This window comes from Atopobium sp. oral taxon 199 str. F0494, assembly GCF_000411555.1.
Classification (GTDB): Bacteria; Actinomycetota; Coriobacteriia; order Coriobacteriales; family Atopobiaceae; genus Lancefieldella.
Window position 1 is genome coordinate 1,273,695 of sequence record NZ_KE150486.1, and the last position, 13,208, is coordinate 1,286,902.

At 50.4% G+C, this 13,208-nt stretch carries 12 protein-coding genes; 9 read left to right on the top strand and 3 right to left on the bottom strand.

Annotated elements, in window-relative coordinates; genetic code table 11:
* Positions 1-56: 56 nt before the first annotated feature.
* A complete protein-coding gene (locus HMPREF1527_RS05825) occupies positions 57-893 on the bottom strand; it encodes a hypothetical protein (protein WP_016477780.1) in 837 nt (278 codons plus the stop codon).
* Positions 894-1,066: 173 nt separating this feature from the next.
* On the opposite strand from HMPREF1527_RS05825, the gene yfcE reads away from it, so the two are divergent.
* The gene (gene yfcE, locus HMPREF1527_RS05830) at positions 1,067-1,618 is read left to right on the top strand and encodes a phosphodiesterase (protein WP_016477781.1); all 552 of its coding nucleotides are present in this window, start codon (positions 1,067-1,069) and stop codon (positions 1,616-1,618) included.
* Positions 1,619-1,634: 16 nt separating this feature from the next.
* Here the strand turns inward: yfcE and HMPREF1527_RS05835 are convergent, their stop codons facing one another.
* Positions 1,635-3,080, bottom strand: a complete 1,446-nt coding sequence (locus HMPREF1527_RS05835) for a hypothetical protein (protein ID WP_016477782.1) — start codon at positions 3,078-3,080, stop codon at positions 1,635-1,637.
* A gap of 182 nt (positions 3,081-3,262) precedes the next feature.
* On the opposite strand from HMPREF1527_RS05835, the gene prfA reads away from it, so the two are divergent.
* From prfA to HMPREF1527_RS05870, 7 genes are all read left to right on the top strand, one after another.
* Complete coding sequence (prfA, locus tag HMPREF1527_RS05840; RefSeq protein WP_016477783.1) at positions 3,263-4,330, top strand: peptide chain release factor 1; 1,068 nt, start codon at positions 3,263-3,265, stop codon at positions 4,328-4,330.
* A gap of 3 nt (positions 4,331-4,333) precedes the next feature.
* Positions 4,334-5,248, top strand: coding sequence for a peptide chain release factor N(5)-glutamine methyltransferase (prmC, locus tag HMPREF1527_RS07885; protein ID WP_016477784.1), 915 nt, complete (start codon positions 4,334-4,336; stop codon positions 5,246-5,248).
* A 17-nt stretch (positions 5,249-5,265) separates the two neighbouring features.
* A complete protein-coding gene (locus HMPREF1527_RS07890) occupies positions 5,266-5,907 on the top strand; it encodes an L-threonylcarbamoyladenylate synthase (protein WP_016477785.1) in 642 nt (213 codons plus the stop codon).
* Between the two features lie 107 nt (positions 5,908-6,014).
* Complete coding sequence (rpiB, locus tag HMPREF1527_RS05855; protein WP_016477786.1) at positions 6,015-6,473, top strand: ribose 5-phosphate isomerase B; 459 nt, start codon at positions 6,015-6,017, stop codon at positions 6,471-6,473.
* Between the two features lie 103 nt (positions 6,474-6,576).
* Positions 6,577-7,221, top strand: a complete 645-nt coding sequence (gene upp / locus HMPREF1527_RS05860) for a uracil phosphoribosyltransferase (RefSeq protein WP_016477787.1) — start codon at positions 6,577-6,579, stop codon at positions 7,219-7,221.
* A 281-nt stretch (positions 7,222-7,502) separates the two neighbouring features.
* Complete coding sequence (locus HMPREF1527_RS05865; RefSeq protein ID WP_016477788.1) at positions 7,503-8,273, top strand: LuxR family transcriptional regulator; 771 nt, start codon at positions 7,503-7,505, stop codon at positions 8,271-8,273.
* A complete protein-coding gene (locus HMPREF1527_RS05870) occupies positions 8,274-9,188 on the top strand; it encodes a PleD family two-component system response regulator (protein WP_016477789.1) in 915 nt (304 codons plus the stop codon).
* Positions 9,189-9,193: 5 nt separating this feature from the next.
* On the opposite strand, the gene hpdA is transcribed toward HMPREF1527_RS05870, so the two are convergent.
* The gene (hpdA, locus tag HMPREF1527_RS05875; protein ID WP_016477790.1) at positions 9,194-10,186 is read right to left on the bottom strand and encodes a 4-hydroxyphenylacetate decarboxylase activase; all 993 of its coding nucleotides are present in this window, start codon (positions 10,184-10,186) and stop codon (positions 9,194-9,196) included.
* A 278-nt stretch (positions 10,187-10,464) separates the two neighbouring features.
* Here hpdA and hpdB point away from each other — a divergent pair, with 278 nt between their 5' ends.
* Complete coding sequence (gene hpdB, locus HMPREF1527_RS05880) at positions 10,465-13,194, top strand: 4-hydroxyphenylacetate decarboxylase large subunit (RefSeq protein WP_016477791.1); 2,730 nt, start codon at positions 10,465-10,467, stop codon at positions 13,192-13,194.
* The last annotated feature ends 14 nt before the right edge of the window (positions 13,195-13,208 follow it).

Genomic DNA, 13,208 nt, shown 5'->3' on the forward strand with positions numbered 1-13,208 from the left:
TCCTTAACGGCTGCGCGTGTTGTCCAGTCTCTGGGAAGCCGGGCGTCATGTAATGATTAGTTGTCGAGAGTTGTTGGCGGTACGGGTTTTGTGGGCTGCGGTATGGACGGAGTATTTGCGCCCGGAATACCGAGTACGTTGGGAGCAGGAGCGCTGGGTGCGCCGGGAACTGCAGGTATGCTTGGAGTTGCGGTCGCACCGGGAACTGTTGGTGCATGGGATGCACCGGTCGTATTGTGTTTTTCAGGAGTGTCAAGTGCTGTCTGTGGCGCCGGCTGAACAGGTTTCAAAGTCTGGTCTGGTGTCGGGTTAGTGAGTGCTTGGACAGAATTGGATTTTTCGCGTCGAGCGAAAAGTATGACGCTTAACACTATAATTGCGCCGCAAATCAGAAAATAGAGATAACCGTATCCCGTAGTTTGAAGGCGGAGACCGGGTATCGTATTAAATCCCATAGGATATTCCTGGTAGGGGGTGATTTCATATACGCCGCCATTTCGCGCGTTATACGCAAAGATATTCGCGATGAATTGATGCCGCAGGATGAAAAAAAAGTATGCGCAAATAAGTGCGGGGATACCTGCGAGCCATGAAACTTTTTTCGCGGGAGGAAGCAGTGCGAGCGCACAATTCACAAGCGGCAAAATGAGGAGGAAAATAAGTAGATGGAGACTGCTCAGCATACTTGCAAGGGCAACTACTGAGCTGCTTGCCGAGGGCATGCGTGAAAGGTCTTTTACAACATTTGCCAGAGAGAGCAGTTCGCTGAACGACAGGTTAAAGGTCGCTTCGTCAGCGTGCAGCCGAAGAACGGGAAAGACAAAGAAAAGGACCAAAAGGGCACTTAAACCTGCGATAACGTAGCGGAGGACATCGTAATTCTTATTATTCATGACAGCTCCTCAGGAACAAAGGTATGTCGTTTCTCATACAAGCGTGAAGTTTATTTTACCTTTTATTTGCAAGTTCCGTAGAATATATAGGTAAAGAAGGCCTCGTGGGCCTTCAGAAAATGGTTGGGAAAGTTCTCTATGGCAGGCATAGCGGCAATAAAGGATAGAAACGTATGAAGTTTATTATTGCTTCTGATATACACGGCGCGGCCAGTTGGGCGCGCAAGCTTATGGGCGTCATTGAAGCTGAGCAGCCTGACCGCGTGGTGCTTCTCGGCGACCTCCTCTATCATGGTCCACGAAACAATCTGCCTGAAGATTACGCTCCTAAACAGGTCATAGAGCTGCTCAATGGCATTGCCGATCACATAATTGCAGTGCGCGGCAACTGTGAGGCGGAAGTCGATCAGATGGTTCTCGATTTTCCCTGCATGGCCACGTATAACACGCTGATAGACCCGTTATATCCGCTTGGCGAGAAGACCCTCTTTCTTACGCACGGCCATATATATGGTCCGGGCCTGCACAACAGCGTTGACCAATGGCCTCAACTGCCGTCGGGTTCGGCGTTTATCTATGGGCACACGCACAAGAAAGTCAATGAGGTGCTTCCTGACCATCTTGGCATAACGGTGTTTAACCCAGGATCGGTGGGGCTTCCCAAGGACGGCTCACATAGCTGCGGCATATATGAAAATGGTGAGTTCAGACACGTGTTGCTGTAGGATGCTCCGCAGGGTGTTATTTTGTGAGCGTATAGGTATCCGTAAAGATTGTCGTGGCTCCGTCTTCGGTATGGTATGAGGCTACCGTAGCGGTTCCTGTGCCGTCAGCATCGTTAAAGCTCAGGGTAATCCAGGGATTTTTGGAGCTGTTGGGATAGGCGCCCATAAACGAGATAGTGCCTCCGGGAACAAGCAGTCCCTTCTCGCTTATATCAGTAGAAGTCGAAAACGGAAGGCTGTCAAAGGGCGCGTCCCCCTCATATGCGCGGTACGATCCGGCTACCGGCCCGTGGTCGTGCACGACGCCGGATACCGTTCCGGTAATGGTTACGGTTGAGTCAGATGTAAATTCAGCGGAGGTTATCGTAAGTGAGAAGGGCTTGTAGCGGCCGGAATAGTTCAGTCCGCCATCACTTGATTCGGTTTTTTCGAAGGTTCCCGTCCAGCTGCCGACAAGATTGCCGTAATCATGCGTAGCCGCCTTGGCGACTTCAACGCCGCTTAAAGACCAGGTACCGTTTCCTCTGTCAAAATCAAAGTGAGCACGCGCTTCAAAGGAGGTCTTTGAAAGTTTGTCGGTACGCGTGCACTTTATAATCACTGAGCAGGTTTGTTTCTCACGGTCAAACTGCGCGTCGACAATCTCAAAAGCGCCTTCTCCGTAGGTGCTGAGATATGAAGTCGAGCCGGCTTTATTGTTTGTTGAAGACATGTCGTCAAGTTTTTTCAGGATCTCTTCGTGTGCGTCAAGCACGCTTTGCGTTGCGACTCCTGAGGTTGCTTCATAGTGTATCGAAATGTCTTTCTCCTGGCCGATGGGTTGCCATGCGCCGGAGACGTTTGCGTACCCTAAGGTAGAAGTTTTCACAGCCACTAACGCGTTTCCTGAGTACCTTGTGGTAACTTGGGCGCTCGCGTATCCCGTGGCGCCGAATTTGGCATCATCGCTTGAGATTGCCGTCATAGTACGGCCGCGCTGACCGACCTCAATGCCCGTAAGAACCAGTCCCTCATCGGCGTCAAAGGGGCCGGGAGTCCAGTCTGGCGTTTCAATATGAGTGCGGGCATCTTCGGTAACGGCGTCAACGCTTGGAATGTCGTTTGCACGGACAAAAGCGACAACCAATGCGGAAATTGCCGCGAGAAGCAGGATACTCAGGATACCCACGGCAATGCGATGGCGCCGAACAAATCGTATCAGCCCATGATGGCGGTGGCGCGCGTAGGATGAGATGCTGTGCGCGATGTCTTTCAGGCTGGTGGCATCGTCGTTGGGTGCAGCGTCCGTGCGGTTGGTGAAGCGGTGTGAAGATACGAGGTTCTTCTCGGCACGCAAGGGCAGCTCACCGGTTGGCGATTCGTCGTCAAAATCGGGCAACGCGCCAGTGCGGCCTGCGTCTAAGACGTAATCTTGCGCGGCGTCCGAGAAATCCTGTTCGATTTTATCGAGCTTCGTGTCCATTCCTACCATCCTATGACGTTATAAAGAGTTTCTCACATTCGTATGAAAATAGGTGCAGCGAATAGAACAAGCTTGCGGGTGGTAAACTCACAGGGATGAAATGTTGCTTCGCGTATGGTTTGGCGAGAAGGGCAAAAGGTCTCGAGGTCATTCAGGCGCGAAGGCACGATAGGGAGTACGTTATGCGCGACAAACTAGAAAAGATTCTTTCGGCCTACGCTGACCTTGAGGCAAGGCTTGCGGATCCTGCGGTTGTTTCCGACCCCAAGGAGTACGCCCGCATTGCCAAGGAGCATGCCAATCAAGCCGAATTGGTGGAACGATCTCGCGAGTACATTGGCGCTCTTGATGATATTGAGGCCGCGAAAGAGCTGTTGAACGGATTGACCGACCCTGAAGAAAAAGAGATGCTTCAGGCCGACATCGCGGAAAATGAAGCGAAGCTGCCTGAGCTTGAGGACGAGATTAAAATCATGCTTATTCCGGGCGATCCCAACGACGAGAAAGATACTATCGTTGAGATTCGCGCTGGCGTTGGCGGTGACGAGGCAGGTATTTTCGCAGGCGACCTGTTTAAGATGTACGAGCGTTTTGCCGAGGCTCACGGCTGGAAGGTTGAGGTTCTCTCCAGCTCTCCTTCGGAAGCTGGTGGCTTTAAGACCATTGAGTTCAAGGTGACGGGCGAGAAGGTCTACTCTGTGATGAAGTTCGAATCCGGCGTGCACCGCGTGCAGCGCGTGCCAAAGACGGAGTCGCAGGGCCGTATTCAAACGTCGACGGCAACCGTTGCGGTGCTTCCCGAGGCGGACGAGATTGATATCCAAATCAATCAGGAAGATCTTCGTATTGACACCTACTGCGCTTCCGGCCCCGGAGGTCAGGGCGTCAACACTACCTATTCGGCTGTCCGCATTACGCATCTGCCTACCAATACGGTGGTACAGTCGCAAGACCAGCGGTCCCAGATTCAAAACCGTGAAGTCTGCATGCAGATGCTTCGCGCCCGCCTCTATGAGCAGGAGCTTGAGCGCCAGCAAGCGGAGCAGGGAGCAGACCGTCTTTCTCAGATTGGCCATGGCGCCCGCTCGGAGAAGATTCGCACGTACAATCAACCGCAGGATCGCGTGACCGATCACCGCGTTGGCTTTAACGGCACATACAATGGTGTCCTTCTGGGCGATACGCTGCCGTCCGTCATTGAGGCCTTGGCAGCGGCAGAGCGCGCCGAGAAGTTGGCTCAGGCCGTCTAAGCTATGGCCGATCAGCAGACGTGGACCGTCAAACGTATTCTCACCTGGACGTGCGGATATCTTGAGCGCAAGGGCGACAAGCACCCCCGTCTTTCGGCGGAATGGCTGCTTTCAGCGACTACAGGACTTTCTCGCGTAGAACTTTATACCAACTTTGATAAGCCGCTTACACGCGATGAGCTTGACCGTATGCACACCGCAGTTGAACAGCGCGCCTCTGGTCGGCCCCTTCAGTATGTTACGGGCGAGATGCCGTTTCGGCATATCGTTTTGAAGTGTGAGCCGGGCGTGCTGATTCCACGTCCCGAAACCGAGATTCTTGTCGATGCTGCGTTAGAAGGCATTGACGCGGCTGCCGAGAGGCGCGGCTCTTTTGACGCTCTTCGGGTTCTGGAAGTGGGTGTCGGAAGCGGATGTATTGCGCTTTCCATAGCCTCTGAGCGCCCAGGCGTTGAGGTTACCGCAACGGATATCGCTCCCGCGGCGATATCGCTTGCAGAGCGCAACCGTGACGCGCTTGGACTGACCGATCACGTAACCATTGTGGAATGTGATTTAGCGGCAGGTGTTCCGGAAGAGCTCGCCCAGACATTTTCCGTGCTCGTATCCAATCCTCCCTACATTCCTACTGAGGTATTAAAAGATCAGGTGCCGTCCGAAGTCAAAGACTACGAGCCACGACTTGCCTTAGACGGTGGAACTGACGGCCTAGACGTGTATCGCCGCTTGCTTAAGGAGGCCAACCGCATGCTTGCCCCTGGCGGCATGCTGTGCGTCGAGCTGTATGAGGGACACCTTGCGCAGGCTGCGGAGCTGGCGCGCGCTGCCGGCGCATGGGAGCGCATTCAGGTGCGAGAGGACCTTACTCATCGTCCCCGGATTCTTATCGCATACCGTAAAGAGCAAGCGCAGGGGTAACAGAGGAGGTTGTGGTCATGGGAAAGATTGTAACCGTCGATCAAAATAGCCCTGCGTCCTGCGTAGTTGATCAAGCGGTTGTGATTGCGAGAGCGGGCGGAGTGCTCATCGTGCCTACCGATTCCGTGTATGGCATTGGCGCCGCAGCGATTGCGGGAAATCCCGGGCATGAGCGTATTTTTGAGATTAAGCGCCGCCAGCGCACGCAAACGCTGCCATGGCTTGTTGGATCCAAGGAGGATGTTGAGCGCTACGCTCAACATGTTCCCGCATGGACCCGCGCGCTTATCGACACCTATTGGCCGGGCGCTCTGACCCTGGTCGTCAAGGCTGCAAAGGCGGTTCCCGACGAATACGTCTTGCCTGACGACCGCACCATCGCTTTGCGCATGCCCGCATCGAAGCTTGTGTGTGAAATCATCGAACGACTTGGCGTTCCATTAGCAACTACCAGTGCAAACATTCATGGCCATCCCTCAGCTGTCAGCGGAGGAAGCTTGGAGCAAGCGCTTATAGATCAAGCGGATCTGACGATTGACGGAGGTCCGGCGCCCCTTGCGATTGCGTCGACCATCGTCGACTGTACAGGCGATACTCCGCGCATTGTGCGCGAGGGAGCGATTCTGCCGGAAGAACTTCTCGCCACAGCGGATTTTTAGGCGAGAAGCGCCAGGGAATGTGAGAAGCGCCAAGAGAATTGGTATTGGGACGTGCTGGACGTGCGCATTGCGGTACTCTTTTAGAGAGAACGACGTAAGGAGGATTCATGCGGGTAGCTATCGCATCCGATCACGCGGGATTTATTCAGAAAGCTCCGATTGCTGAGTACGTTAAATCGCTCGGTCATGAAGTTATTGACTTTGGGCCCGAGAATGACGATCGCGTCGATTATCCCGATTATGCTGACAAGGTGGCTCGCTATGTAGCAGCGGGCGGCGCTGACCGCGGCGTCCTTATCTGTGGAACGGGGCTTGGCATCGCAATGACGGCTGACAAAGTTCCCGGTATCCGCGCAACGCCGATACAGACGCCCCAGTTTGCTCAACTGGCGCGCGAGCACAACAACGCTAACGTTATTGGGCTTTCCGGTCGCTTTGTTGATGTGGAGATTAACAAGGAGATTGTCAAAATCTTTCTGACGCAGGAGTTTGGTGGCGGACGTCACGCGGGCCGCGTCGTGAAGATTATGCGCGAAGATAATCCTGCCTTTGAGGGCGTCAAGTAGGCTGTGTACATACCGTACGCGGCAGCGTGTTTTTGAGGATTGGACGTTGAGAGTCAGACGTTGAAGAGTAAGCGTTGAGAGCCGAACGTTGAGAGGAAATCTAATGGCAAAGTACGATGAAACTCGTTTATTTGTGATGGACCATCCGCTGGTGCAGCATAAGCTCCACATTCTCCGCGATAAGACGACTACAACCAAGCAGTTCCGCGAGCTCGTCAACGAGCTGGCTATCTTAGAGTCTTACGAGGCGATGCGTGATTTTCCGCTTGAAGACGTTGAGGTTGAGACTCCGCTTGAAACTATGACCGCAAAGCGTATCGCTGGCAAGAAGGTTGCGATCATCCCCATTCTCCGTGCGGGGCTGGGTATGGTTGACGGCGTGCTTGAGCTGGTTCCTTCTGCGCGCGTAGGTCATGTGGGCATGTATCGCGATCCGGAGACGCATGAGCCCCATCAGTACTACTGCAAGTTTCCACCCGATGTGGAAAACCGTACCTGTCTCGTGGTTGACCCCATGTTGGCTACGGGCGGTTCTCTGACGGCCGCGATTCAATTTCTACGCGAAGCGGGCGTAAAGGACATTCGCTGTCTCACGATTGTGTCGTGCCCCGAAGGTGTAAAAGCCGTGCTTGATTTTGATCCCAACGTCCGTCTGTATACGTGCACCGTGGATCGTCAGCTGGACGAGAGCGCCTATATTCTCCCGGGTCTTGGTGACGCTGGCGACAGAATCTATGGTACTAAGTAGCGGTTTATAGAGCGCGCAGCGAGAAGTACTGAGCCTCCTTACTAACCGGTAAACGGAAAAAATACCATAAGGCATAGAATACCTCTCCATATATCCGCATGTATATCGGCGATTTGCAGGTCAGTATAAGAACTGGCAAGCAAGTCGCCGATTAGTTATTGTTTTATGTGACTAACAATTAGAAATCTATATGAAAATATACAAGTAGTTGCAAAACTTTTGATGCGTGTATGCGGCCGAAGTGCGAGTGAAACAAGGTTATGTTTTGGGGAGTGGGTGTAATGATTTCTAATGTATCACGTGGCTTACAGCCGTCGGAGTGGGTCCGGATGGTTGGCAGAGGATCTCTCCAAGATTATCAGGATTGTTTTGCAAGGGATACGCACATTCCTATCCACCTTATTGACCGCAAAGGCAATCCCTTGCTTATTCCTTCAAAAAAACTATTCTTTTGTGATTTCGTCAAGACAAGTATTGATCATGATTGCAGCGGCGTTAACCGAATTAATATGGATGATGTTGCGGCTCACTATGACAAGACTCACAGTTTTGAGCCATTAGTGAAATGCTGTGATTTCGGTATTTCAAGTTTTGTGGCTCCTGTGTATTTTAATGGAGAACTCATGGGATTTTGGCATTGTCCTGGATTTACGTATGCAGATTCGCCTCACGCCAAGCAGCTTCATGCCAAATTCGATCTTCCTATTCTTACTCATGCAGCATTTACGAGCGCTCTTTCCATGCTCATAATCATCTGTCGTTTGCTCGACATTCACCTTGATAATGCGACCAAACTCTCTATGACAGAGCCTGCATCTGATCAGACTATTTCAAGTCAATTGACACGTCGTGAGAATGAGGTTGCCTCACTGGTGTGTTGCGGCATGTCAAATGCTCAAATTGCAAAAAAGCTGTATGTAAGCGAGAAAACCATCAAAACGCATTTAAGTAATATTTTTTCAAAACTTGGTGTTCGCAATCGAGTACAGCTTATCTGTGACTATTCTTCTGCTATGGACGCTGACGGTCATTCGGAACTGGAGGTGATGTAAGTGCGTACTCCGCGTATTTTATTTGTATGTGTTGATCCCGATGCGAGAAACAACTTTAAGCAAGAGCTCTCACATTATGGCTATGATGTTGTTCTTTGCTATCGCGGAGAAGAGGCATTGAGAATTATAGAAAAAAACACCGTTGATGTGCTTGTTTTCTCACTTGAGCTTCAGGATATGAATGGTTTTGAGGCCTGCCGTCTGGTTCGTCTCAAGTATGATTTTCTCGCGTATCCTATTGTGGTTCATGCCTTGAGAGATTCCGCAGAGTTGCGTTTAGCCGCCTTTAGAGCTGGAGCCAATATCTTTACCTTTGAACCTGTGAAGTTTGACCGCCTACACTATGTTCTTTCACTGCTGGTTAGCGGACGTCGCCGGTATAAAAGAAGTGTTCCCGCTGAAGATTTTTTAAGAATCGTCGATAGAGAGTACTGCGCGTCAAGAGAGATAGATGATTTTATTACTACCGATAAGGGAAGTTTGCGAAAGTCCGATATTCTCCGTTGGGCCGGTATCCTTTCTAAGGAGAGCGGGATTGCGGAGGAACAGCGAGCCATTGTGCATGAAATGATTAACTATACCCTTGACCTGCTCGCAACGTATGGCTCCATTGCAGAAGTGCTTGAACACCTTAATGAAATGTGGGCCGGAACAAGCATTTGGATTGAATTCAAAAAGCTTTTTGAATATGGGCATGGAAATTTTCATCTGGATGCTAAAAGCACCCACACCACTGATGGCATTACGGCGCTTATGTTGCTGCTTTGCTCATATCTGCTTTCTGGTCAAACACCGATGGAAGCTATTTCTGCCCTATATGAGATCGAAACAATAAACGCCGATGAGGTGGATGTGCTCAATCGCGTTATTACCGCGGATTCCTTTATGAATCGCGTTTTTAACCAAGGCGTATGATGACACTAGAATGGCGTATCGCTTCCCAGGTAGCATTTGATATTTCTATCGAGAAGAACTTTCTGGAGTTTGGCTAGTGTATGAGGAGGAGTTGGCTGCTCGTTCTTGAATGCATAATCCATACTGAGCTCTTCCCATTTTGATACACCAAGACGATGGAAGGGCAAGAGATTGAATTCGTCAAGGCCTATCTCGTTCATAAAATCAGCGACTTTGGAGAAGTTTTCTTTGGAGTCATTGAGCCCTGGAATAACGGGAGCGCGAAGGATAAGCCGTGTGTGATTTCCGGAGTTTGCGAAAGCGCGGATATTATTGAGGATGCGCTCATTTCCAACTCCTGTATAGGCTCGGTGAAGCTCAGAATCCATGCATTTTAGGTCATTGAATGCAAAGTCCATATAGCGCATGATGCGCAGATACGTAGGAGTATCAGCAAGAGCCTCCGTTTCAATTGCTTTATGAATGTATAGTTCATCACACCTTGCGAGAACCGCTTCAAGGAATTCCGGCTGGAACATTGGGTCGCCACCAGAGAAGGTTACACCGCCGTTACCTGACCAATAGTGACGATCTCGCTCAAGGATGTACATTATTTCTTCGACAGTATATTCCTTTGAGATTCTTACGAGTGCGTCATCAAAACACGCGTCGATGCACTCGAGCGTCGTACAAGTATGACAAAGTTCCCAATCAAATTTCATGGGGTGCTCAGGGTCCTGTGAATTGTCATGTACCGCTCCGTAGGGACATGCATTTGTGCATCGAGTGCAGGGCTTGCTTGCCGTATTGATACATTTTGAACCCATGTAGAGCTTACCCTGGCGATTATAGAAACTTTCCGGATTGCAGCACCAAGAGCAGCGCAAAGGACAGCCTGACATAAAGATGAGAGTTCGGCAGCCCGGTCCGTCATGGACACTGAACGACTGAATATCAAAAATGCGTCCTTTAAGGTCTTTTTGCTCGTGAGCTATGGGAGCAGACAAACTCCTTCTCATATATCCTCCCCTGATAATGCTTTCTAAAAGATTTAAAAAGCATTATCAGGAAAAGATTTTATGGATACGTACAGCGGAAGTCCTATCTATTCGCCTATTTCAAAACGGCGATATACGACTTTTAGGACCAGTAGTCTTAAAGTCGTATCTCTCTCAGAAAAAGATACAACTTTTTATTAGATATTTCGACCCATGTTTGGCGAAGCATTCTCATTAAAAATTATCGCAATGGGCAGGCTAAGAGGGTCTGCCGCTGATGTTTTAAGGGAGGCTTGGAGATGGCAACACTTCAACCGATGAAGCTGAGTGAAGTTCTCGCTGAGCGCGGGCTTTCTCTTGAAAGTCATGCAAACGGAGAGGCACCGGCTGAAATCACTGATCGAGAGATCAAGAGGGAGCCAACCCCGCGAGCTAACTACCTCCGTGATATTTACTTCGACACGCTCTCCTCGCTGGACATTCAGGAGTCCTACTGGTACTCCCGTGCAGCAGCCGAGCACGAGGGAGAAGTTCCTATCATGCGGCGTGGTTATGCTTTGCAGAGCGTATTTGAACACCTTGATACGCCGATTTGGCCGCATGAGCAGCTCGTGGGTGCAAAAGCGGGGTTTTATCGCGGCTCTGCACCTCTGCCTTGGCTGACGGAAAGTTTCTTTATGGACAAAGATTCTGATTTGTACAAGGCAGCCCTTGACACGGGAGCCGAATCCAGCGCAGAGGTTTCTCACTTTGGCGCGGGTGGCGGCAACGTTACGCAGAGCTTCGGAAACGTTGTTTCTGTTGGTGGTAAGTATGGCGTACGCCTTGAAAACGTTCCTGCGATGCATCGTCTTGCGTATTCTTGGGCCGGCAAGTCAGTTGAAGATGTCGCTCGTAAGTATGAGCAGATGGTTCCTGAATACAAGATCAAAGAGAACATCATGAAGTCCGTTGTCAGTAACTTTGACTCCGGTTTCACCATTCCTCAGGGCCGCGAAGTTATGAATTACTACTTTGTACTTGAGCATGGATTCGATGAGCTCATTGATATTTGCAAGAAACGTGCCGGTGAGGTAGCTGGTGAGCCAGGTGGCGATGGTATTGCCGGTATGGACAGGCTGTATTATTACACTGCTATGGGCTTGTTGGTTCAAGGTCTTTCCAAGTGGTTTGACAATTACGGAAAAGAAGCCGATCGCCTTATTTCTATTACCACTGACGAAACCGAAATTGCTGAGCTGAAGGAAATTTCCGAGCGCCTGCATCGGTTGGCACATGAGAAGCCAAAGACATTTAAAGACGCTTTCCAGACCATTTATCTTTTGCATTTGGCAGAACTCAATGAAGATGCAATGTCCGGCCTTTCTCCTGGTCGTATAGGACAAGTTCTCTACCCCTATTTTGAACAGGATATTGAAAACGGCACTCTTACTGAGGAAGAGGTCGAAGAATGGCAAGAGCTGTATCGCGTTAAGATGACCTGCATCGATGCTTTTGCCTGTACCGGTGTTGTCGGAGGTGTCCTTTCGGGCAATACATTCAACAATGTCTGTATCGGTGGTGTTGATCGCGACGGCAAGTCCGCAGCAAACCGTCTTGAGATGATTATGCTCGACGCGGGTATTAACTGCCAGACCACCCAGCCGACTCTTTCACTGTTGTATGACGAGGCGAACCCCGAAGAGTTCGTCATGAAGTGCATGGAATGTGTAAAGACAGGCGCTGGTTATCCTGCAATTATGAACAACCGCGTAGCAATGGAATTCTTACTGAACCAGTATGCTCACGAAGGCATGACGGTTCAAGAGGCGCGCGCATGGTCAGTTGGCGGCTGTCTTGAGACTTCTCCCGGAACTTGGATGCCGCTTCACCTGAACGGCAAACTTTACTGGATTCCTGGCGGATCTGCACAGCCGACTTCAGTTGGTATTCACTTCCTAAACAATCCAAAGATTCTTGAACTTGCGCTCAATAACGGTCTTGATAAGCGCACGGGACTTCAGGTCTTCCCACCACACGATAAGTCCTTCGAGACGTTCGAAGAGCTGGATGAGCAGTACAAAGTGTATTACCAGAAGGCTTGTGAAGTTCTGAATAAGTGCATGAACATCCAGCATGATGTCTGGCGTAAGTTCACCCCGTCCATGGTCAATTCACTGCTTAAACCGAATTGTCTCGAGAAGGGTCTCGGTATTGCGCACAAGGGCTACCGCTACAATTCGACGTTTAATATCGAGTGCTGCGGAACGTGCAATCAGATTAATTCTATGGCAGCCATTAAAAAGCTCGTGTACGAAGATAAGAAGTACACGCTTGAACAGCTTAAGGATGCGCTTGACAACAACTTCGGCTATAAAACCTCTAAGGAAGTTGGTTCCGAATCTTTGAAAGATCAGGAAAAGCGCACAGATGACGACGGTCGTTACGATGAGATTCATGCGGATTGTCTGCGCGCTCCGAAGTATGGCAATGATGACCCATATGTTGATCAGATGCTCTATGACTGGGAGCAGTGGTTCTGCAACGATTTGCCGGCAACTATTGAGAATCTCTATGGTGAGCCGTATTACGTCTGTCAGATGTCCGTATCAACTCACGGTCCCGAGGGCGCAGTTACTGCCGCTACCGCCGACGGTCGTCTCCAAGGCACCACTTTTGCCGACGCTTCGATGTCCGCTTATCCAGGTACGGATACTCATGGACAGTATGCACTTTTTGAATCAGCGACCGGCTGGGATCACTCTATGTCCCAGAACAGCCAGATGAATCTCAAGCTTCATCCGAGCGCCGCGAAAGGCATTGAGGGCTCAAGGAAACTGATGGATCTTACTCGCGCATACATGCGTAAGGGAGGCTTCCATATCCAGTACAACATTATTGACTCTCGCATACTTAAAAAGGCACAGGCGAACCCCGAGAATTACCGTACGCTGCTCATTCGTGTTGCAGGATTCACACAATATTGGGTTGAGATTGGCAAGCCAATTCAGGATGAGGTAATTGCTCGTACCGAGTATGAATCCATTTAACTTCAGGTAATTGA

Bases quoted from the DNA above. Each gene is read 5' to 3' on its own strand.
- HMPREF1527_RS05825 (WP_016477780.1), bottom strand. From the start codon at position 893: ATGAATAATAAGAATTACGATGTCCTCCGCTACGTTATCGCAGGTTTA.
- yfcE (WP_016477781.1), top strand. From the start codon at position 1,067: ATGAAGTTTATTATTGCTTCTGATATACACGGCGCGGCCAGTTGGGCG.
- HMPREF1527_RS05835 (WP_016477782.1), bottom strand. From the start codon at position 3,080: ATGGACACGAAGCTCGATAAAATCGAACAGGATTTCTCGGACGCCGCG.
- prfA (WP_016477783.1), top strand. From the start codon at position 3,263: ATGCGCGACAAACTAGAAAAGATTCTTTCGGCCTACGCTGACCTTGAG.
- prmC (WP_016477784.1), top strand. From the start codon at position 4,334: ATGGCCGATCAGCAGACGTGGACCGTCAAACGTATTCTCACCTGGACG.
- HMPREF1527_RS07890 (WP_016477785.1), top strand. From the start codon at position 5,266: ATGGGAAAGATTGTAACCGTCGATCAAAATAGCCCTGCGTCCTGCGTA.
- rpiB (WP_016477786.1), top strand. From the start codon at position 6,015: ATGCGGGTAGCTATCGCATCCGATCACGCGGGATTTATTCAGAAAGCT.
- upp (WP_016477787.1), top strand. From the start codon at position 6,577: ATGGCAAAGTACGATGAAACTCGTTTATTTGTGATGGACCATCCGCTG.
- HMPREF1527_RS05865 (WP_016477788.1), top strand. From the start codon at position 7,503: ATGATTTCTAATGTATCACGTGGCTTACAGCCGTCGGAGTGGGTCCGG.
- hpdA (WP_016477790.1), bottom strand. From the start codon at position 10,186: ATGAGAAGGAGTTTGTCTGCTCCCATAGCTCACGAGCAAAAAGACCTT.
- hpdB (WP_016477791.1), top strand. From the start codon at position 10,465: ATGGCAACACTTCAACCGATGAAGCTGAGTGAAGTTCTCGCTGAGCGC.